19 protein-coding genes and 1 pseudogene are annotated in these 20,008 nt (G+C 53.0%); 9 read left to right on the forward strand and 11 right to left on the reverse strand.

The window, feature by feature from the left end; all coding sequences use genetic code 11:
• Positions 1–76: 76 nt before the first annotated feature.
• The 4 genes from OGV89_RS15815 to OGV89_RS15830 all read right to left on the reverse strand — a co-directional run bounded on the left by OGV89_RS15815 (position 77) and on the right by OGV89_RS15830 (position 2,979).
• Complete coding sequence (locus tag OGV89_RS15815) at positions 77–1,141, reverse strand: DUF2955 domain-containing protein (RefSeq protein ID WP_106107552.1); 1,065 nt, start codon at positions 1,139–1,141, stop codon at positions 77–79.
• Entirely contained in the window at positions 1,131–2,198 is a 1,068-nt protein-coding gene (locus OGV89_RS15820; protein ID WP_003837201.1) for an HlyD family secretion protein, read from the reverse strand. Before OGV89_RS15820 ends, OGV89_RS15815 begins: the two co-directional genes overlap by 11 nt.
• 6 nt (positions 2,199–2,204) lie before the next feature.
• A complete protein-coding gene (locus OGV89_RS15825; protein ID WP_003019178.1) occupies positions 2,205–2,669 on the reverse strand; it encodes a MarR family winged helix-turn-helix transcriptional regulator in 465 nt (154 codons plus the stop codon).
• Between the two features lie 145 nt (positions 2,670–2,814).
• The gene (locus OGV89_RS15830; RefSeq protein ID WP_286558910.1) at positions 2,815–2,979 is read right to left on the reverse strand and encodes a DUF1127 domain-containing protein; all 165 of its coding nucleotides are present in this window, start codon (positions 2,977–2,979) and stop codon (positions 2,815–2,817) included.
• Between the two features lie 177 nt (positions 2,980–3,156).
• Between OGV89_RS15830 and OGV89_RS15835 the strand changes: the two genes are divergently transcribed.
• Positions 3,157–4,569 (forward strand): aminotransferase-like domain-containing protein, encoded by a 1,413-nt coding sequence (locus tag OGV89_RS15835; protein WP_286558912.1) that lies wholly within the window; start codon positions 3,157–3,159, stop codon positions 4,567–4,569.
• Between the two features lie 51 nt (positions 4,570–4,620).
• On the opposite strand, the pseudogene OGV89_RS15840 reads toward OGV89_RS15835, so the two are convergent.
• Positions 4,621–5,022: pseudogene (locus OGV89_RS15840) on the reverse strand (Rpn/YhgA-type helix-turn-helix domain-containing protein); the annotation flags it as partial.
• A gap of 185 nt (positions 5,023–5,207) precedes the next feature.
• Between OGV89_RS15840 and OGV89_RS15845 the strand changes: the two are divergent.
• The 3 genes from OGV89_RS15845 to mdtM all read left to right on the forward strand — a co-directional run bounded on the left by OGV89_RS15845 (position 5,208) and on the right by mdtM (position 8,289).
• Entirely contained in the window at positions 5,208–6,023 is an 816-nt protein-coding gene (locus OGV89_RS15845) for an AraC family transcriptional regulator (protein ID WP_286558913.1), read from the forward strand.
• Positions 6,024–6,071: 48 nt separating this feature from the next.
• Positions 6,072–6,722, forward strand: a complete 651-nt coding sequence (locus tag OGV89_RS15850) for a LysE family translocator (protein ID WP_003845599.1) — start codon at positions 6,072–6,074, stop codon at positions 6,720–6,722.
• A gap of 325 nt (positions 6,723–7,047) precedes the next feature.
• Complete coding sequence (mdtM, locus tag OGV89_RS15855) at positions 7,048–8,289, forward strand: multidrug efflux MFS transporter MdtM (RefSeq protein WP_286558914.1); 1,242 nt, start codon at positions 7,048–7,050, stop codon at positions 8,287–8,289.
• An 80-nt stretch (positions 8,290–8,369) separates the two neighbouring features.
• On the opposite strand, the gene metC is transcribed toward mdtM, so the two are convergent.
• Positions 8,370–9,560, reverse strand: coding sequence for a cystathionine beta-lyase (gene metC / locus OGV89_RS15860; RefSeq protein ID WP_003019195.1), 1,191 nt, complete (start codon positions 9,558–9,560; stop codon positions 8,370–8,372).
• 30 nt (positions 9,561–9,590) lie between these two features.
• A complete protein-coding gene (locus OGV89_RS15865; RefSeq protein WP_003019196.1) occupies positions 9,591–10,823 on the reverse strand; it encodes a dicarboxylate/amino acid:cation symporter in 1,233 nt (410 codons plus the stop codon).
• A 219-nt stretch (positions 10,824–11,042) separates the two neighbouring features.
• Here OGV89_RS15865 and OGV89_RS15870 point away from each other — a divergent pair, with 219 nt between their 5' ends.
• The 5 genes from OGV89_RS15870 to OGV89_RS15890 all read left to right on the forward strand — a co-directional run bounded on the left by OGV89_RS15870 (position 11,043) and on the right by OGV89_RS15890 (position 15,497).
• Positions 11,043–11,969 carry a LysR family transcriptional regulator gene (locus OGV89_RS15870; RefSeq protein ID WP_005134122.1) on the forward strand — a complete coding sequence of 309 codons (927 nt, stop codon included), beginning with the start codon at positions 11,043–11,045 and terminating at the stop codon, positions 11,967–11,969.
• Between the two features lie 75 nt (positions 11,970–12,044).
• Positions 12,045–13,325, forward strand: coding sequence for a DUF445 domain-containing protein (locus OGV89_RS15875; protein ID WP_049000926.1), 1,281 nt, complete (start codon positions 12,045–12,047; stop codon positions 13,323–13,325).
• Positions 13,326–13,338: 13 nt separating this feature from the next.
• Positions 13,339–13,803, forward strand: a complete 465-nt coding sequence (locus OGV89_RS15880; RefSeq protein WP_044713033.1) for a GNAT family N-acetyltransferase — start codon at positions 13,339–13,341, stop codon at positions 13,801–13,803.
• Positions 13,804–13,900: 97 nt separating this feature from the next.
• A complete protein-coding gene (locus tag OGV89_RS15885; protein WP_119173906.1) occupies positions 13,901–15,088 on the forward strand; it encodes an MFS transporter in 1,188 nt (395 codons plus the stop codon).
• Positions 15,089–15,278: 190 nt separating this feature from the next.
• A complete protein-coding gene (locus OGV89_RS15890) occupies positions 15,279–15,497 on the forward strand; it encodes a hypothetical protein (protein WP_046670864.1) in 219 nt (72 codons plus the stop codon).
• Positions 15,498–15,544: 47 nt separating this feature from the next.
• On the opposite strand, the gene OGV89_RS15895 is transcribed toward OGV89_RS15890, so the two are convergent.
• The 4 genes from OGV89_RS15895 to OGV89_RS15910 all read right to left on the reverse strand — a co-directional run bounded on the left by OGV89_RS15895 (position 15,545) and on the right by OGV89_RS15910 (position 19,978).
• Complete coding sequence (locus OGV89_RS15895) at positions 15,545–16,552, reverse strand: porin (protein WP_134216254.1); 1,008 nt, start codon at positions 16,550–16,552, stop codon at positions 15,545–15,547.
• A 192-nt stretch (positions 16,553–16,744) separates the two neighbouring features.
• Positions 16,745–16,948: a hypothetical protein gene (locus OGV89_RS15900; RefSeq protein WP_008322159.1), complete on the reverse strand. Its 204-nt coding sequence runs from the start codon at positions 16,946–16,948 to the stop codon at positions 16,745–16,747.
• Between the two features lie 648 nt (positions 16,949–17,596).
• The gene (gene uxuR, locus OGV89_RS15905) at positions 17,597–18,370 is read right to left on the reverse strand and encodes a Uxu operon transcriptional regulator (RefSeq protein WP_003033268.1); all 774 of its coding nucleotides are present in this window, start codon (positions 18,368–18,370) and stop codon (positions 17,597–17,599) included.
• A 132-nt stretch (positions 18,371–18,502) separates the two neighbouring features.
• A complete protein-coding gene (locus OGV89_RS15910; RefSeq protein WP_003837172.1) occupies positions 18,503–19,978 on the reverse strand; it encodes a fructuronate reductase in 1,476 nt (491 codons plus the stop codon).
• Positions 19,979–20,008 lie beyond the last annotated feature (30 nt).

Genomic DNA, 20,008 nt, shown 5'->3' on the forward strand with positions numbered 1-20,008 from the left:
CTGCGCTTACCGGGCCTGGAAATTCCGCTTCCCGTAGGCCGGATAAGGCGCAGCCGCCATCCGGCATTCCAGCCACTCACTCGGTGATCACAAATCGTGTCGCCGCAAAGCAGTTCAAAACGCGGTGCACCAGAAATACCATCGTTAACGTGGCCAGCAGCGCGACGGTAACGGAAGTGATGCGATAGAGATCGCTGAACACCAGATCGCTGTCCGGATGCAGGTTCTGGCCGAACATAATGCCGATGGTGGTGATACTGGCAAAACCCACGCCCGCACCGACTTTTTCCATCACGTGCAGGCGGGCGCTGAACGCCAGTCCAAGGCCAATCAGCGGCATCATCAGCACCATGTGGTTGCTGAAATCATACACCAGCAGTTGCACCAGCAGAATGTACAGACAAGCCAGAACCACGCCGACCACGCGCCAGAGAGAGCTCAACACCGCGCCGCGATAATGCATCGGAAACAGGATCAAAATGCCCGCCATCAGCGCCGACAGCGAATCACTCAAATCGCAGATCTGGAAGACCACAAAAGTCATTGTCGCCACCGAACCGGAAAGCAGCGACTCGTGGCGCACCCGGGCGTCATCTTTCTCAATGCGCGGCGGCGGCTGGCGGGGTTCCACGTCCGGGATCAGATAATGCAGCAACGCGCTTAGCGCCACCGCCATGACGCAGGCTTCCATATTGGAGAACATCAGCGTATGCCAGTTGGTGGTGGGATAGCTCATAAAGTTGAGCATCGTGCTCTGGCACACCACGCCCATTGAGCCGAACAGAAACAGCGGTCCTTTGCTCATCAAACGAAAACGCATCACGTACAGGCCAAATACCACCAGCGTCATAATCAGCGGCCATTGTGAGAGATAGCCGACAATCAGTACCATTTCAACGCAGTTCACCGCCGCACTGAACACAAATTGCTTGGCCACATGGCGGTTGAACACCGGCACCAGCGACAACAGCATCAGCGGATAAACCACAAAAAACACGCCGTACTGCACGTTATAAAAGGTCGAGATACTCAGCGCGATTGTCCCGGCAACCGAGATACGCAGGGTCTGGCGAAAATCATTGGCGGTGTAGACAATATTCCCGTGCGGCGTAAAGACGTGAGCCAGGGTGTTAATAGACATAATGCAGCCAGCTAACGAGATGGATCTGCGCTCCGGCAAAGGTGCGGGCGAACATCCCCTCGCTGTTGTACAGCTGTACCGTGGCGCGTGCCCCGGTCGGCAACGGCGTGTCGAGCGGTTCGTTCAGCGCGACGTGAATACGCATACGCTGGGCGTCGCGCACCCAGCGGGTAGACTGTTCTGGTTGCGACAGTTGGCCGTTAACCTGCTCCTGACCCGCCAGAATACCGGCATCGCTGCTGGTGACGCGGGCAGAGAAAACCTTGCCCGGCATGGCGTCGAACACTACGGCGGCATCGGTATCCACCCGGGTGTGGCGCAGGCTTTTCTCGCGAAAGTCGGCCACGATATCGGTCTGGTGGCTGACCAGCGCCAGTAGCGGCGTGGCGGCAGTGGCGTAAAGTCCGGGGCTAAGCTGGAGGTTGCTCACCGTGCCGTCGGTCTGTGCATATACTTTGCTCCAGCCGAGGTTCAGTTGCGCCTCTTCCAGCGCGTTACGGTATTTTTGCAGCGTCACGTTGCGGTTTTCATCGCGCTCGCCACGTTGGATCAGCAGGTTCTGAATACTGGCATTGAGCGCCGACACCGACTGCTCGCTGGTTTGCCAGGCGGTGCGCACCTTGTCGAGATCGGCTTGCGACACGTTCTGCATGGCGCTCAGGCGCTGATAGCGGTCAAAGGTGGTCTTGTCGTTCCGGGCGTTGAATTGCGCGGTGCGCAGGTTGGCACGCACAGAGGCGATCTGCGCATCCAGCTGTTGGTTGCTCAGCTTTGCCTGCTCAAGGGCGATTTGCGCAGCCTCGACCTTATTGATAAATGGCGTCGGATCCAGTTCGTACAGCAAATCGCCCTTTTTCACCTGGCTATTGTTATGTACATGCACCTGCGAGACGTAGCCGGATACGCGTGAGGAAACAGGCGTTACCACACGCATCACCGTGGAGTCCGGTGTTAGCGGGATCCAGATATCGGCAACGATAAACCAGGCGAATATAACCAGGAAAGCGGCAATACTCACCCTTACCCAACGGGCAAATTTTTGTTCTGGGGTCATCATAGTTTTTTAGTGTTGATTGTCTTCTTCGCGGATTGTCCGCAAATTGCAGGCGAGTTGATTTAAGGTCGAGCTGAAGGCGGCAAGCTCCGCTTCGGGGATGGTACACGTGACGCGATGTTGGTAGTTCTCAATCACCCGGTTTAGTTCTTCCAGCCTTGCGCGGCCTTGCTCGGTCAGCGTGAGCAGGCGAATGCGTTTGTCATAAGGCGATGTGGAACGCAACAGATAGCCGTGCTTTTCCAGCTGTGAGAGAGTGCGCATAAGCGGCGGCAGTTCAATACCCTGCACCTCCGCCAGTTCACTGACCGAGACGTTGTCTCCCAGTTGATACAGCTGCATCAGTACCGTCCAGCTTGACTGCGTCAGGCCAGTGTCGGTGATGGCTGCATCAATAATGGCCCGCCACTGGCGCACCACCATTGCCATGCGCATCCCCATCGGGCGGCGGGCAAACAGTTCATCTTCAGTCATGTATCCTTCCCCTCATCGCTGAGAAGAAAATAATACTTATCAGGGTAAGTATCAAGAAACACATCATTCAGAAGCATGAATTGATAAATACCATGAATACAAAAGAGGCCGGGCGATAACCCCAGCCTCTGTCGATGAAAGAAAATCACTCCACCTGATCGCGTCGCAGCCCGACGTCCCGCAGCCGCTCGTCGCTCATCTGTTGCAACAGGCGCCGCGTTTGCGCTCGCAGTCGCCACGCCTTGTATGCCCGCCAGATCTGCACAAATCCAATAAACGGCTGCTTTGCTTTATTTTCGTGAAATTCCATACCTTGCCTCCCCGTCTTGCCAGAGGCTTTATCTTCACGGATTTGGCCAGGCACAATACAGACTCACAAAGTACTTTTCTTTAACATACAGATTGGTTAAAAAGGATTCTGCATCGCATTAACTACGCCAATCTGTACTGGTTTTTTAATCTGTATGGTACCCATGAGGGATACAGCATGACCCGTTACCAACATCTGGCCAATCTGCTGGCCGAACGCATTGAGCAAGGGCTGTATCGCCATGGCGAAAAACTGCCTTCGGTACGCAGCCTGAGCCAGGAGCACGGGGTCAGCATCAGCACCGTTCAGCAGGCGTATCAGACGCTGGAACAGCGTCAGTTGATCACCCCCCAGCCACGTTCCGGCTACTTTGTCGCGCCGCAAAAAGCGCAGCCTCCGGTGCCGCTGATGTCGCGACCGGTCCAGCGTCCAGTGGAGATAACCCAGTGGGATCAGGTGCTGGACATGCTTGCAGGTCATGCAGACAAATCGATAATCCCTTTTAGCAGTGGCGTGCCCGATATCAATCAACCCAGCCTGAAGCCGCTCTGGCGCGAGCTAAGTCGCGTGGCGCAGCATAATCTCAAGGCGGTTCTGGGCTACGATGAATTACCAGGCTGTCGCGAATTGCGTCAACAAATTGCCCGGCTCATGCTGGACGGAGGTTCGGTCATCAATGCGGATGATATTGTGATCACCAGCGGGAGTCAGAGCGGGATGTCACTGGCGCTGCTGGCAGTCTGCCAGCCAGGAGATATCGTCGCCGTAGAATCGCCCGCCTATTACGGCACGATGCAGCTGCTACGCGGATTAGGGATCAAAGTTATAGAGATCCCAACCGATCCGGATACAGGGATCAGCATTGAAGCGCTGGAACTGGCGCTGGATCAGTGGCCGATTAAAGGGGTGATTCTGGTTCCTAACTGCAATAATCCCCTCGGATTTATTATGCCGGATGCGCGTAAACGGGCGGTGCTCGCCCTCGCCCAGCAGCACGATATTGTTATTTTTGAAGATGATGTGTACGGAGAGCTTGCCACGGAATATCCCCGTCCGCGCACAATACACTCCTGGGACAGCGATGGTCGGGTGCTACTGTGCAGTTCATTTACCAAATCCGTGGCGCCGGGGTTGCGCGTCGGTTGGGTTATTCCCGGTCGTTATCACGATAAATTTCTGCATATGAAATATGCCGTCATCGGCACTAACGTTCCTGCTACGCAGCTGGCGGCCGCCGCTTTCGTGCGTGAGGGGCATTATCATCGGCATGTTCGCCGTATGCGTCAGATCTACCAGCGCAATATGGAGATCTACACCTGTTGGGTACGGGAATACTTCCCCTGCGGGATCTGCGTCACCCGACCAAAAGGCGGCTTTATGCTGTGGGTTGAGCTGCCGCACCAGGTCGATATGGTCTGTGTCGCTAAGCAGCTCTGTCGCCTCAAAATCCAGGTTGCACCGGGTTCGCTGTTCTCCGCATCAGGAAAGTATCGCAACTGCGTACGCATCAACTGCGCGTTGCCGCCAAACGAGAAGCATCGGGAAGTGATGCAGAAGCTCGGCGAGGCGGTAAAGGTGGCGATAGAGTAAATCAGACCGCCCGGTGCTACCGGGCTGGCGATAGCACGGATTAAGTCATTTCTAATGGCTTACGCCCTGAATATCTTCAACGGAAAGTCGGGTAATTTTTTGCACCGTGCTGAGATCAGTACCGTCGGCCAGCATGGTGCGGGCAATGCGCACCGCCTCAGTACGTCGCCCCTCAATTAAACCTTCTTGTTTACCTTCCTGCTTACCTTTTTGCTGGCCCTCTTGCAGACCCTCAAGTCACCCTTTTTGAAATCCAGCCTCATGCAATCTGTCTGCGATCGTCATTAAATGCTCCTTATGCTGCGGTGAACGTTCAGCAACCCCACGAATAAACTCACTGAAGCGAGGTGCATCGCCAGTTTGCAAAATATAATTAAACAGCGTCTTTATCTGGCTGTCATTAGTCACTCCAGTAAGTAGCAGGGAAACAATTTGCTCAACAAGCCCCATAAGGAAGCTACACCCTCACCTGCAACTTTCTCTGTTTGCGAGACGATTTCCGGGATAAAAACGTCCCTATGTAACTTCTGCATTTGTCTGGAACCCGTCACGCAGAATCGCTATCTCAATGCACATTCCCACTTTTTCACCACTCGGCCTGTGCTATAACGAATCATTACTTTCAGGGAGGACGCGATGTGACGCACACCCGGGATATTCCACAATCGTTCTGGCGTGATGAACAGCTCCCGTGGCTGGAACTGCGCAGCACCTGGCAAAGCCAGCAGGCCTATAAGCGGCATCACCACTCTCAGCTCTCGATTGGGGCAATTCTCGAGGGGGAAACGTGCTGCCTGTGCGATGGCAAGGAATACCATCTGCAGGTGGGCGATCTGATTGTGATCCCACCGCTGGCACCTCACAGCTGTAATCCTGTTAACGGACAGTTTCGCAGCTATCACATGCTTTATCTTGATGCCCGGTGGTGCCTTGCCCATCTGCCTGCGCAGAACAACAATCAGCGGCTTTGCACGCGCGATCGTGTTATCCGCGATCGGCAATTGTTCCAGCACTATGTAAACCTCGTGGCACTTATGCAGCAACGGCAAACGACGCGGGTAACGGATGCCGCGCAAGCATTGCTGCGTTCGCTGCCATTGCAATCGGTAGCACCGGAAAACCTAAGCGCCGCCAGCCAGTATCTGCGCGAACGGTTGCAGACCAACCTGCAGGCTCCGCCCTCACTCGATGAGCTGGCACATGAGTGTCACATGCGTAAAGAGACGCTGATCCGCGCTTTTAAGCAGGACACCGGGCTGACGCCAGGAAGTTATCTGAACATCATACGGATTGACTATGCCCGCCAGCTGCTGCGGGCCGGGGACGAAATTGCCGATGTCGGCTATCAGAGCGGGTTTGCCGACCAGAGCCATTTCCATCGCACCTTTGTTCGCTACACCGCCGCCACACCGCGCCAGTACGCGTTGGGGCGATCAATAACAGACAATAATTAGCGCTGCGTCAGGCGTACGGTGATCTCAGATTCATTGTCTGAGGTCGCTATGTCGCTGCTTTCTGTACTTTTTCCGTCTGCTTTTCCCGCGCTGGCGCTGGCACATTTTGTCGCACTACTCAGCCCCGGTCCGGACTTCTTTTTACTGGTCGGTTATGCCGTACGATACCGGATGCGCGGCAGCACCGGGCTGTGCGTGGGTATCGCCGTCGGCAATGGGCTATATATCCTGCTGGCAATTATCGGTTGGGGGATCCTGCGCCAGCTTCCCCTGCTGTTTACCATTATTGAGCTGCTGGGCGCGCTCTATTTATTGTGGATAGGCAGCCTGCTGATACGCAGCCGCCCGCAAACTCTGACCGGAGCAGATGCCCGGTCTACCTGCCCAGGATTTGGTAAACAGCTGCTGCTGGGATTGGGTTCGTCACTGCTTAACCCAAAAAATGCACTGTTCTATCTGGCGCTAATGACCGCCCTGCTCGGCCCGTCGGTGACGCTGCTACAACAAACCATGAGCGGGATCTGGATGACCAGCGTGGTGCTGTGCTGGGATCTGCTGATCGTGATGTTCATCGGTTTACCGCAGATCCAGCGGCGGTTAACCAGAGGGATCTTGTGGGTAGAGCGTATCGCTGGCGGTGTATTGATTATCTTCGGCTGTGCTATCGCGCTGCGGTTTTTGCAGAGCATCGTAGTCTGATTTGCGGTGCGATTTTCTACACATAAACAGGATAAACTCGTTTAATTAATATCCAATCCGCATTACACTGCGGATGGTTATTACCCGTTCAACTTACTCTTCCTGAGGTGCGATGTGCTGATTGTTACCTGTAATCGTTACGTTTTCTGACCCCGCGTTAGTGAGCGTTTCTCCTGTTTGCGCTTCACGCAGGCAGCGTTTTTGATTACATGAAATTCAGTACATTTGCAGTCTGCTTTTATTCTGTCATCGGCCTGACGTCTCAAAGACGGTATTGAATTTCGCTATTCCCGTTGAGGGTTTTCTCCCGACAAGGAGCTGTTTTATGCAACGGATTCTCGCGTTTTTCTCCCAACGCGCCACGACGCTATTTTTTCCTATTGCGTTGATTTTGTATGATTTCGCCGCCTATCTGTCGACGGACTTGATTCAGCCCGGCATCATTAATGTCGTACGCGATTTCAACGCCGACGTCAGCCTGGCGCCCGCTGCGGTGAGCCTCTATCTGGCAGGCGGCATGGCGCTGCAATGGCTGCTGGGGCCGCTTTCCGACCGGATTGGCCGCCGACCGGTGCTGATTGCGGGGGCGTTAATCTTTACCCTCGCCTGCGCTGCCACGCTATTTACTACTTCAATGACGCAATTTCTGATCGCCCGATTTGTGCAGGGCACCAGCATTTGCTTTATCGCGACCGTTGGCTATGTCACGGTGCAGGAGGCGTTTGGGCAAACGAAGGCCATTAAGTTAATGGCGATAATCACTTCCATTGTGTTGGTTGCACCGGTTATCGGCCCGCTCTCCGGAGCGGCGCTAATGCACTTTGTACACTGGAAGATCCTGTTTGCCATCATTGCCGTCATGGGGCTTATCGCCCTGATTGGGTTAATGCTAGCCATGCCGGAAACCGTCCAGCGCGGCGCGGTACCGTTCTGTGCACGCGGCGTACTGCGTGATTTCCGCGACGTTTTCCGCAACCGGGTATTCCTGTTTGGCGCAGCCACGCTATCGCTAAGCTATATCCCGATGATGAGCTGGGTGGCGGTCTCACCGGTGATACTGATTGATGCGGGCGGCATGACTACATCGCAGTTTGCCTGGGCACAGGCCCCGGTGTTTGGCGCAGTGATCGTCGCCAATATGGTGGTGGTTCGTTTCGTGAAAGATCCGACCCGACCACGCTTTATCTGGCGGGCCGCACCTATACAGCTGAGCGGGCTGGCAGTGCTGATTGTCGGCAATTTACTGTGGCCGCACGTCTGGCTGTGGTCAGTGCTGGGAACCAGCCTGTATGCGTTTGGTATTGGGATGATCTTCCCGACGCTGTTCCGCTTTACACTTTTTTCCAACAACTTACCTAAAGGAACGGTCTCGGCATCGCTGAATATGGTGATCCTGACGGTGATGGCGGTTTCTGTCGAAATTGGGCGTTGGTTATGGTTTAACGGCGGCAGGATTTCGTTTCATCTGCTGGCGGTTGCGGCGGGGATCGCTGTCGTGTTCACGCTGGCAGGCTTACTCAAACGGGTACGCCAACATGAGGCAACGACGTTAGTCACTGAAAACTAACCTGCCCGCTTATCCGGCCTACGACAACTATGTAGGCCGGATAAGGCGCTTGCGCCGCATCCGGCTACGCTCACATCACCTTACGCAATGCGTGCAAATCCCGCTTCGAGATCGGCAATCAAGTCGCCAATATCCTCCAGGCCAATATGCACCCTGACCAGCGTGCCGCTGAAATCCACCTCTCCAGCCGGGCGGATGCTGTTCAGCTCTTCCGGCTGGTTCGCCAGAATGAGAGACTCAAATCCACCCCACGAATAGGCCATATGGAACAGCGAGAAATTATCGAGGAAATTCGCCATCTGTTCGTCGGTCAGTCTCTTTTTCAGCACAAATGAGAACAGGCCTGAGCTTCCGGTAAAATCACGCTGAAAATACTCATGGCCCGGACATTCCGGTAACGCCGGATGGTTCACCCGCGCCACTTCCGGTCTTGCCGACAGCCAGCGAGCAATATGGATACTGCTTTCCTGATGCTGCTTAAGGCGTACCGCCAGGGTACGCAATCCGCGGCTGCCGTTGTAGGCGGTATCGGCATCCAGCGTTTGCCCCATCAGATAGGAGTTCTCGCGCAGACGATCCCAACAACGAGCGTTAGACACCGCCGTGCCCAGCATGCCGTCCGAATGACCGATGGTGTACTTCGTTCCCGCCTGAATGGAAATATCCACGCCATAATCCAGCGCTTTGAACAGCACGCCCGCCGCCCAGGTGTTGTCGATCATAATGACAATCTCCGGATTCACCGCGCGGATAGCCTTCACCATCCCCGGCACGTCCTGGACTTCCATAGTGATAGAACTTGGTGACTCAAGGAATACAACCTTCGTTTCCGGACGCAGAAGATCGACGATACCTGCACCAATCAGCGGATCGTAATACGTTGTTTCCACATTGAATTTACTCAGGATCTTATTGCAAAAATCCTGGGTTGGCTCGTAGGCCGCGCCGGTCATCAGGATATGATCGCCCCCCTGAACAAACGCCAGAATCGCGTTGGTCACCGCCGCAGCACCACATGGGTACAGCGCGCAGCCAACGCCACCTTCCAGTTCGCTCATTGCCTTCTGGAAGGCAAAGTGGGTATAGGTTCCGCGACGACCGTAAAACAGCTCGCCGTTCGCGCGATTGGCGGTAGCAAATTTCTTGTCCTTCACGGTATCAAATACCAGTGAAGAGGCACGTTGGATAACCGGATTCACCGCTCCCTGGGTGTAGCGTTTGTCACGACCAGCAACAACCAGTTGCGTCTCAAGCTTCATTGCGTCTTTCATAACATCTCCTGTTCTTAATCCGTGTGAAACCTATACCACCGCAGCAGTAGAGTTTATTTCAGTGTTGGTCTGCTTTTTTCCAGCGAACCGTTCAACAATCTGCGCCGCATTCAAATCATGGATAACGTTAATCAGTGTGGCCGGCGCATCGGTAATGGTGCCCAGCACCACCAGCATCGGGATTGCTTCCATCGGCAGGCCCAGCGTGGTAACGATAAAGATTTCACCGAGGAACGCCCCGCCCGGCACGCCTCCAACGATAATGGCGGAGAGCACCGCAATCAGCATCGTCAGGAAGAAGGTTTCGGTGGTGAATTCCATGCCCAGCACGGAATAGATAAAGACGATTTTCAGCGCGGCAATCATCGCCACACCGCCTTTGTTCAGGTTAACCAGCAGCGGAATGGAAACATCAACGATTTCCGGGTTAATCCCCATCGCCTTACCGGCACGCAGCGTCACCGGGAGCGTCCCCAGCGAAGAGCAGGTCCCCAGCGCAGTTGCAGACGGTTCAATCGCGTTACGCCAGAAGGCTTTGACCGCCGGAATACCGCCGCCAATATACGAATAGAGAATCGAGCCAAAAACAAAATAGACCAGCGTGGCAACCATAAACAGGCCGATGGCACGGGCAAAGGTTAACAGTAGTGCAGAGTCCTGACTGGCCATGGTGGCGGCGAAGTAGCAGCCCAGACCAATCGGCGCGACCTTCATAATGATCGAAACGATCTTCATAATCACGGTATTGGCGTCTTCCAGCAGCGACGCAATACGTTTACCGGCCTGATCCGACTGGCCAATCGCCACACCGGCGATGATCGCCATCACGATCAGTGCCAGAATATTGGACTTAGAGAACAGCCCAATAAAGTCGCTGGTGGTGATCATGCTGACAAAATCCATCTTGCCGCTGCCCGCCTGCACCGACTGCGAGAGATCGATAGTGACGCCCTGCGCCGGGTTATACCAGAGCGCCAGCGCGACGATCCCGGCCGCCGGAATAAAGGCCATCGCGATCGAAACAATAAAGATAATCGCCATAATACGCCCCAGCCTTTTCAGGTCGGTCATACTGGCGATCGAAGACATGACGCTGATCCCCACCAGCGGCACAATAATCATAAATAACAGGTTTAAGAATATCTGACCTATTGGCTGGAGTTTACTTGCAAACGATGGGGCATAAATACCTAATAAGCCGCCAATCACCAGAGCAACTAATAAAATAATCGACGATCTGTAGGGTTCTAGTCGTGACCACATAATCGGTACCTTTAGAATAATAATTAATGAGATTAAATTCACAATGTGATGAGTTTCCGTTTCGCCTCCTTTTAATTTGTGACGTAACTCACCTAAGTTGTTATTTTTTCATTTTGCCAGCAAGTTGTTTCCTGTGATTCAATAGTTGCATGTTTAAAAGGCGAATGTAACGGCCTATTCGTACCGTTTTTGCAAATCACTTGTGAATTAAAGGAAACTATGAGTACGCCGATTTCACTCAAGCATCTGGAGTTTTTTACTAAAATCGTCGACTGCGGAGGATTGTCAGAAGCCGCGGCGCAGCTCAACGTCTCGCCGTCTGCGGTCAGCAAAAGCCTGGCAGCGATGGAAGATACGTTAGGCACGACATTAATTAAACGCACCACCCGCAGTATTACCCTGACCGACGCCGGGCAATATCTCTTTAATCGCGCTAACAAGCTGTTGAAAGAATTCGATGAAACGCTGAACACTACTTCCGGTTATTACCATAACCCGCAGGGTGAATTACGTATAACCTGCTCAATTGCGTTTGGTTATTCCCGGCTGGTGAACCTGGTGGATAAATACCGCTCCCAGTTCCCGGATGTGAATCTGTATATCGATCTCAACGATAACTTCGTCAATCTGAACGAAACGGATTTCGACATTGCCCTGCGAATTTCCACCGCGCCGCCGCAAAACTATGCGATGCGCAAGCTGGTGCCCGTTCGCTGGGCGTACTGTGCCTCACCCGGCTACCTCGCCAAAAAAGGCATGCCCCAGCGTCGCAGCGATCTGGTAGATCATGATTGCCTGGTTTACCCGGGCCTCACGCCGGTACTGAAGGTGGCAGATGAACAGGATCGACTGCATCAGTTGAAACTACATATGCCGATCCAGGCCAACAGCAGTCTGGTGCTGTTGAAGTCGGTGTTAGAAGATCAGGGGGTGGCATATTTGCCCACTTATTTGATTGGCGATCATATTCAAAAAGAGGAGATCACGCCGCTGATGCTCGACGGCACCATCACCTGTGAAACTCATGCCCTGTATGCGCTGTACTTTCCCAGCAAGTACAGCAATCCGAAGGTGCGATCGTTTATCGATTTTCTGGTCGCAGAACTTGGTCCCTTACCGGCGTGGGATAACTGGATCCCGGAGTAAACCCAGCCCACCTGAAAATGGGAGGCGCACCACATTTTTTGCGCGATCCCCCCGTCTGGCTCTATCCTTAAGCCTATGAATAAAATTGCTGAACTCAAACGTGCCAAGCGACTGGCGCTCTCATTGCTGCTGATCGCTGCCGCGACCTTCGTCATCACGCTATTTCTGCCACCCAACTTCTGGGTGCTCGGGATCAAAGCAATCGCCGAAGCGGCGATGGTCGGCGCGCTGGCGGACTGGTTTGCCGTGGTGGCGCTTTTTCGCCGGGTGCCGATCCCGTTTATCTCGCAACACACGGCTATTATCCCGCGCAATAAGGATCGGATCGGCGAAAATCTTGGTCAGTTTGTACAAGAGAAATTCCTCGATACCCAGTCGCTGATAGCCCTGATCCGCCGCCATGAACCGGCGTTGTTGATCGGCAACTGGTTCAGCCAGCCGGAAAACGCCCAGCGCATCGGCCAGCATCTGTTGCAGATCATGAGCGGTTTTCTCGAACTGACCGACGACTCGCGCATTCAGCGGCTGATCAAGCGGGCGGTGCACAAGGCCATCGACAAGGTCGATCTCTCCGGAACCAGCGCACTGATGCTGGAAAGCATGACCAAAAACAATCGCCATCAGGTGCTGCTCGATACGCTGATCGCCCAACTGATCGCCCTGCTACAGCGCGACAGCTCACGAGCGTTTATCGCCAGACAAATAGTGCACTGGCTGGAAACCGAACATCCGCTGAAAGCGAAGATCCTGCCAACCGAATGGCTGGGCGAGCACAGCGCCGAGCTGGTGTCTGATGCCGTTAACTCCTTGCTGGATGACATCAGCCACGATCGCGCGCATCAGATCCGCCATGCCTTCGATCGCGCTACATTTAAGCTCATCGATAAGCTCAAACACGATCCGGAAATGGCCGCGCGTGCCGAAAGCCTGAAAAGCTATCTGAAGGAAGATGAAGCCTTCAACCGTTATCTTGGCGAGCTGTGGGCAGACCTGCGTCAGTGGGTGAAAACCGACATTAACGCAGATGATTCCCGCGTGAAGCAGCGCATCGCCAGCGCCGGACAGTGGTTCGGCGAAACGCTGGTAGCCGACAGCGCCCTGCGTGCCTCACTAAATGGGCATCTGGAGCAGGCCGCGCATAAGGTAGCGCCAGAGTTCGCCACCTTCCTGACGCGCCATATTAGCGACACGGTGAAAAGTTGGGATGCACGCGATATGTCGCAGCAAATTGAGTTAAACATCGGTAAAGATTTGCAGTTTATTCGCGTCAACGGCACGTTGGTTGGCGGTTCAATCGGGCTGGTGTTATATCTGTTGTCGCAAATTCCGTCCCTGCTGACGCTGGCGAATTTTTAAGGAGAAAGATTCAATGACGATGAGCATCCGCATTTTTTCCCTGCGCGAGACGCCAGAAAAGCTGCACGAGATCACCGCTTACTTTCAGCAGCAATGGGCCTCAGAAGACTCCATGGCGGTATACGAGGATGCATTGCGCCGTTGTATTGGCGCAAAGAATCCGCTACCGCAGTGGTACTGGCTACAGGATGGTGGTAGCATTGTTGGCTGTGCTGGATTGATCACCAATGATTTTATTAGTCGCGGCGAACTGTGGCCGTGGCTATGCGCGCTCTATATCGATCCTCGCTATCGTGGTCACGGTCTGGCGTTTCGCCTGATCGAACATATTGCACAGCAGGCCAGACAGCTGGGTTTTACGCAGCTCCATCTGTGTACTGACCTGGAAGGTTTATACGAGAAAGCAGGGTTTTACTTTAACGGGCCGGGCTATCATCCGTGGGGGGAAGTCTCGCGGGTCTACAGCCGTAACCTTTGATGGCATTCAGCGTTACGCGGTTTTGTTTTTACTTTTCATTATCATTTACGCATGTAATATAACAATTACCAGCTAACAGCGCGAAATGAGAGTCCGTATGTCCCAGGGAAGCCCAGATTCAAATCGCCATGCCATCAGTGTCGCGCTCTTTGGCATGCTGGTCTTAACGCTGGGTATGGGAATTGGGCGCTTTCTGTATACGCCAATGCTGCCGGTGCTGCTGTCGGAAGGTCAATTTACGTTTGACCAACTCTCGTGGATTGCCAGCGCCAACTACGCCGGGTATCTGGCGGGAAGCCTGCTCTTCTCCTTTGGGCTCTTTCATCTCCCCTCACGCTTACGTCCGATGTTGCTAACGTCCGCGCTCGCTACCGCAGGGCTGATTCTGGCGATGGCTAGCTTTACGCAGCCCGCGCTGGTGATGCTGATCCGCTTTCTGGCGGGCGTCGCCAGTGCCGGTATGATGATCTTTGGCTCGATGATCGTTCTGCATCATACCCGGCATCCCTTCGTGATCGCGGCGTTGTTCTCCGGCGTTGGCGCAGGCATTTTGCTGGGCAATGAATATGTCATTAGCGGGCTGCATTTTGCGCTGTCCTCGCACACGCTCTGGCTGGGCGCGGCGGCAGCCTCGGCTCTGTTCTTTGTGCTACTGGTTATACTCCTGCCATCTCGCGACCACGTGCTCCCCGCCGCGGCCCCGGTAAAAACAGAGCATCAGCCTATGTCCTGGTGGCTGTTGGCGCTGCTGTACGGGCTGGCCGGATTTGGCTACATCATTGTCGCCACCTACCTGCCGCTAATGGCGAAAAGCGCCGGCTCGCCGCTGTTGACTGCCCATCTCTGGTCGCTGGTCGGCATATCAATAATTCCGGGGTGTTTCGCCTGGCTGTGGGCCGCCCGACGCTGGGGAGTATTGCAATGCCTGACGGCGAATTTGTTGATTCAAAGCGCCTGCGTGCTCATGACGCTCGCCAGCGGCTCTTTGCCGCTGCTGGTGATAAGCAGCATGGGTTTTGGCGCAACGTTTATGGGAACCACTTCACTGGTGATGCCGCTTGCGCGACAACTTAGCGTACCGCGCAATATTAATCTGCTGGGCCTGGTCACTCTGACTTACGGCATTGGGCAAATACTTGGTCCGCTATTAACCAGCCTGCTGGGAAGCGGCGCACTGGCGATCGTTAACGCCACGGTGTGCGGCGCCGTCGCGTTGTTTATTGCGGCACTTATCAGCCTCACGCAATTATACAAACAGCGTTTCGCCTCGCCAAAAAGGGTATAACCGGCAACCTTCTAAAGAAGGTATATTCGGATTAGTCCGCAATTAAATGTCAACATTTAATAAACCGCAAATAATCGGTAATTACCCACCAGACAATTTATAATTCCCGTCCATTCATTTATAAGCTCAATTTAAAATGCGTAAAAATGGACATATTAATTCAACATCAACACTATCTTCGGGAAAACACATGTCGTGGTTTAAAAGAATGTTACTGGGGTTGATTATTTTGGCGGGTTTAATTGGCACGCTAAAGGATTATAAAGACTTTGGCCTGTTTGGCGCACTGGGATTGTTTATTATCTTCCTGTTATCAACAACATTTTTATGGCAATGGGCATCTGGCAATGGCTGTTTAGCGGTGTACAGCAGGAAGAGAGTCAGCCGGTTTAAACGCCGGCAGATATAAAAAAAGGCGTCTGAACCAGGACGCCTTTTTCATACCAGAACAAAAAGTTAGAACTGATAGGTCAGACCCGCAGCAACCTGGTTATCGCTGTCTTTACCATCGAGCAGGTTAATTTTGTAACCTACATCAGCCACGATGTTTTTGTTGAAGTAGTAGTCTGTACCCAGCGCGACGTATTCGGTCAGGTCATTATTGTTGTTATCACGCGCGTGGACGTAAGCCACGTTCGGACGCAGACCAAAATCAAACACATACGCAGCCATCGCTTCAAAGTGCTCAGCTTTGTCCGCATCCTGAATCAGGTTGTGGGACTCTCCGTACATAGTCGCTACATAGATAGCATTAGCATCATATTTCAGACCCGCGCCCCAGAACTCTGCGTTTTCGCCATTCCAACCTTTTTGTTTCTGCTGAGCAGTCACAGAACTGTTGGTATAGGCCGCAATTGCAGATATGCCAGAATCCGCAATGTTGTCATAACCCAGGGAGAAGCCGTAGCCATTGCCGTGTTGTTTCGACGGATCAGAATTGGTATCGTCCTGACCCTGATATTGCGCCCCGACGTTCAGACCATCAACGGCACCAAACAGATTTTTGGTGCGAAGTGTTGCAACGCCAGAAGTGCGTGTAGTAAGGAAGCGGTCAGTATTTTCAAAGGAGTCACCGCCGAACTCTGAGAGAGTATCAGTATAAGCTCCCACATCGTAAGCGATACCATAGTTGCGACCATAGTCAAAACTGACGTCATGACCATAATCCAGGCCAGCAAACGCCAGACGTGTATTAACGCCATTCTGAGAACCTTCTGCTTTAGCGGCATCAAACTGACTTTCAAATTGCCCGTAACCGGTCAGTTGATCGTTGATTTGCGTCTCACCGCGAAAACCCAGACGTGCGTAGGTTTCATCAGCATTAGTACCATCAGTCCAGGAATGGGCTGCTTTTACTTTGCCGTAGAGATCCAGCTTGTTGCCATCTTTATTATAAATTTCCGCTGCATGAACGGAGGTTACCCCTAATGCCATTACAGCTAATGCCACTACTGACTTTTTCATGTTATTACTCACTTTTAATTGTGAATTTGGCTATCAACTTTGTTATGCAGGCAGAATACCTGCATAAAAAAGTCCCCTATGGATTAAGGGGCAATACCAATAACACACCAAAAAAAATACCAATGAAGGTAATAATGAAGTGGCAAGACATAATTAATTTTTGGATTTTCAATCAAAACCGGACAGCGATAATTACTCGAGACTTTCACTCTCATTAACTGAGCGATGCAACATTAATGCTTCAGCAATAATATCTTGTTTACTTTTACGGGTTTCAAATGCCAGCGTTCGCACATATTCCCACAAAGAGGTATCGACACGGGCACTTAAAAGAACCATATCTTTTGATCGGGTCCCTCTGGGTTTTCGAATATCGGGATAGTCTCGAGATGGCATTTTCAACTCCTGAACGTAATAACACGCTTATGGCGATGAAATATGCAGTTAGTGTAAAAACATGTCAACGGTAAAATACAGTCATAATAGTAATGAAAGTGTTAATAAACCAATGAAGAATGGAACGATATTTCAAATGAAAGATAACTTGTTTATGGAATAATGTGTAATGCTAGCTTTACGAATATTGGATTTTATTCATTTGATTAAAAAAGCATGAAACATTTACATCAACTATATCACCAATCAAAACATCATTACGACCAATAAGTTACGCACCGTTATTAATGTCTACATTTACGCGAACCGCTTGTTTCTATGTGTAGTTATGCCGGTAAACCTTATCCTGATTACTGCAGAGATCGCGTTGATTCTCACTTAACCCAGACCCATTTTGTCTAAAAATAAGCACGGAAAGGTAAAAATAAGGTAAATGACACATTTTTTCGCATGCGAAAATAAGTTGTTTTTAATTGATTTAAATCAATTTGCACCGCACAAAGGGGACGAAAAAATGTTCATCCGAGGCGATGGAAACAATTTTTTACGTGACTTTCAGAACGTGAAAAGCGGCCCTGCCGGGCAATGAATGAGGATGCGGAAAACGCGGTGCGGGCCGCAATAGCCCGCGTATGAGAGGAAGGAAAATCAGGCGTTAACTTTATCCAGCGGCCAGGAATCAAACAGATAACCATCAAAATCAATGTCATCGACATTTGAAAACTCCAGCAGACGCTGTTTGACATTTTCCAGATGCTGCCACATGGCCAGCTTGGCCGCGCGGGCATCTTTTTTGATTAATGCAGCCAGGATCTGTTTATGGTCGCCCATCCACTCTTTCCGGTAGTGGGTATCGTCGAGGTGGCTATGGAGCTGGATCCACATCGGGTTGTTCTCACGCCACTGCCATGACTGGCGAAACAGCTCCACCAGCATGCTGTTATGCGTGGCCTCAGCTATGGCGAGATGGAACTGCATGTCGCCGCTTTCAGAACCGTTCGGCTCGCTGGAAGCCAGTTCCCGCTCTTCCAGTTGCAACGCCTGGCGCATTTTGACGATATCTTCGCGGGTAGCCTGCAGCGCGGCAAATTCGGCAATGTTGCTTTCCAGCAGCTGTCGCGCCTGCAACAGTTCAAACGGGCCCGCATCATTGCAATGATTTGCATCCGTACTGTCGATAGTCTGCGCATCCGCATTGTCGAGCACGTAGATCCCTGCCCCGCGGCGCACGTCCACCAGGCCTTTAATTTCCAGCATGATTAACGCTTCGCGAACCACCGTGCGAGTGACATTGAGCATCTCGGCAATTTCACGCTCTGGCGGCAAGCGTTCACCGGGCTGGTACGGCGTCTGGACAATCAGATCGCGGATCATGGCACCCACTTCCTGGTAGGGTCTTTGCTGAGAAGTGTTCGATTTCATCGTGTTATGTCCGTCAGATGCGTGTAATCAGATACGGGGAATAGGTATCGAACTATAGCATTTGCGGGAAGGCAAAAACAGAAAACGGGTCAACCAAACCAATATTTTGATTGACCCGTCATAGTTCGGAAGTTATGCGTCAGCGCTTAATGCCGCAACGCACTCACGTGCGCCGTGTTCACATAGCTGTTGATACGTCGCGATAATGGTCTCCACAAAGCCAGCGTTTTCCGCCAGGTCATGACCAAAAATGCCAGACAGCCCCAGCAGCGCCGTCACGCGCTCGGCGCCCTGGTACTGTTGGTTAATGTGCTGGAATTCAGCCAGCATAGGGTCGACAACATCAATGGCCTGCCCTTGCTCATCCACACCGTGGGTGTAGCGCATCCAGCCCGCCACGCCCAGCGCCAGGTGACGCCAGCCGCTGGCATTTTGCAGGTGCAGACGCACCGGATCCAGCAGGCGCTGCGGCAGTTTCTGGCTGCCGTCCATCGCAATCTGCCAGGTACGGTGGCGCAGAGACGGGTTGCTGAAACGCTCGATCAGCAGCGTCGCGTAGGCGTTGAGATCGGTGCCTTCCGGCATCGAGAGCGTCGGCGCTTGCTCCTGCATCATCAGCGCAAACGCCGCTTTGCGGTACGCCGGATTGGTCATGGTATCGGCGATGGTTTCATAGCCGCCGAGATAGCCCAGATATGCGAGGAAAGAGTGGCTGCCGTTGAGCATGCGCAGTTTCATCATTTCAAACGGCACCACGTCGGCCACGAACTGTGCGCCAACCTTGTCCCAGTCAGGACGACCGTTGACAAAATTGTCTTCAATTACCCACTGACGGAACGGCTCACAGGCGATAGCACACGGATCGTAAACGCCCAACTGGTCGGCAATCTCCTGCAACGTTTCCGGCGTCGCCGCCGGAACAATGCGGTCGACCATAGTGCACGGGAAAGTCGCATTAGCTTCAATCCACTGCGCCAGCTGCGGGTCGCGCGCCTGCGCCAGCCCCAGTACTGCGACTTTCGCCACATGCCCATTTTCACGCACGTTATCGCAGGACATCACGGTAAAAGCCGCCAGCCCCTGCTCACGGCGCAGGTACAGCGCTTGTACGATGTAACCAATCGCCGATTTCGGCGCGGTCGGATTCGCCAGATCGTGTTTAATCAGCGGGTTATTGAGATCTAACTGACCGCTGGCCGCATCGGTGCAGTAGCCTTTTTCGGTGACCGTCAGCGAAACAATTGCCGTCTGCGGGCGCGCCATCGCCTGTAAAATACCGTCACAGCCGTCAAGATCCGGGTGCAGCGCTTCTTTCATTGACCCGATCACTTTCAGCACGGTGTTGTCCGCGCCTTTTTCCGCCACGGTATACAGCAGTTGCTGCTTGCGCAGATTTTCAATCAGTACGCAGTCGTTACCCGGCATCAGGTTAACTTCACAGATCCCCCAGTCGCTGTCAGTGGTTTCCAGCAAATGATGGGTGTACAGCGCCTGATGTGCGCGGTGAAAAGCGCCACATCCCAGGTGAACAATGCGGGATTGCAGGCGCGAGCGGTCCCATGCAGGGCGCGCAACCGGCAGGTCGCTATTGGCAATTGTCGTTGTCATCGTGAACTCCAGAACCCGTTGAAAGGCCAA

The organism is Citrobacter sp. Cf125 (assembly GCF_030333935.1).
In the GTDB taxonomy this organism is placed as follows: Bacteria; Pseudomonadota; Gammaproteobacteria; order Enterobacterales; family Enterobacteriaceae; genus Citrobacter; species Citrobacter freundii.

Bases quoted from the DNA above. Each gene is read 5' to 3' on its own strand.
- OGV89_RS15815 (WP_106107552.1), bottom strand. From the start codon at position 1,141: ATGTCTATTAACACCCTGGCTCACGTCTTTACGCCGCACGGGAATATT.
- OGV89_RS15820 (WP_003837201.1), bottom strand. From the start codon at position 2,198: ATGATGACCCCAGAACAAAAATTTGCCCGTTGGGTAAGGGTGAGTATT.
- OGV89_RS15825 (WP_003019178.1), bottom strand. From the start codon at position 2,669: ATGACTGAAGATGAACTGTTTGCCCGCCGCCCGATGGGGATGCGCATG.
- OGV89_RS15830 (WP_286558910.1), bottom strand. From the start codon at position 2,979: ATGGAATTTCACGAAAATAAAGCAAAGCAGCCGTTTATTGGATTTGTG.
- OGV89_RS15835 (WP_286558912.1), top strand. From the start codon at position 3,157: ATGACCCGTTACCAACATCTGGCCAATCTGCTGGCCGAACGCATTGAG.
- OGV89_RS15850 (WP_003845599.1), top strand. From the start codon at position 6,072: ATGTCGCTGCTTTCTGTACTTTTTCCGTCTGCTTTTCCCGCGCTGGCG.
- mdtM (WP_286558914.1), top strand. From the start codon at position 7,048: ATGCAACGGATTCTCGCGTTTTTCTCCCAACGCGCCACGACGCTATTT.
- metC (WP_003019195.1), bottom strand. From the start codon at position 9,560: ATGAAAGACGCAATGAAGCTTGAGACGCAACTGGTTGTTGCTGGTCGT.
- OGV89_RS15865 (WP_003019196.1), bottom strand. From the start codon at position 10,823: ATGTGGTCACGACTAGAACCCTACAGATCGTCGATTATTTTATTAGTT.
- OGV89_RS15870 (WP_005134122.1), top strand. From the start codon at position 11,043: ATGAGTACGCCGATTTCACTCAAGCATCTGGAGTTTTTTACTAAAATC.
- OGV89_RS15875 (WP_049000926.1), top strand. From the start codon at position 12,045: ATGAATAAAATTGCTGAACTCAAACGTGCCAAGCGACTGGCGCTCTCA.
- OGV89_RS15880 (WP_044713033.1), top strand. From the start codon at position 13,339: ATGACGATGAGCATCCGCATTTTTTCCCTGCGCGAGACGCCAGAAAAG.
- OGV89_RS15885 (WP_119173906.1), top strand. From the start codon at position 13,901: ATGTCCCAGGGAAGCCCAGATTCAAATCGCCATGCCATCAGTGTCGCG.
- OGV89_RS15890 (WP_046670864.1), top strand. From the start codon at position 15,279: ATGTCGTGGTTTAAAAGAATGTTACTGGGGTTGATTATTTTGGCGGGT.
- OGV89_RS15895 (WP_134216254.1), bottom strand. From the start codon at position 16,552: ATGAAAAAGTCAGTAGTGGCATTAGCTGTAATGGCATTAGGGGTAACC.
- OGV89_RS15900 (WP_008322159.1), bottom strand. From the start codon at position 16,948: ATGCCATCTCGAGACTATCCCGATATTCGAAAACCCAGAGGGACCCGA.
- uxuR (WP_003033268.1), bottom strand. From the start codon at position 18,370: ATGAAATCGAACACTTCTCAGCAAAGACCCTACCAGGAAGTGGGTGCC.
- OGV89_RS15910 (WP_003837172.1), bottom strand. From the start codon at position 19,978: ATGACAACGACAATTGCCAATAGCGACCTGCCGGTTGCGCGCCCTGCA.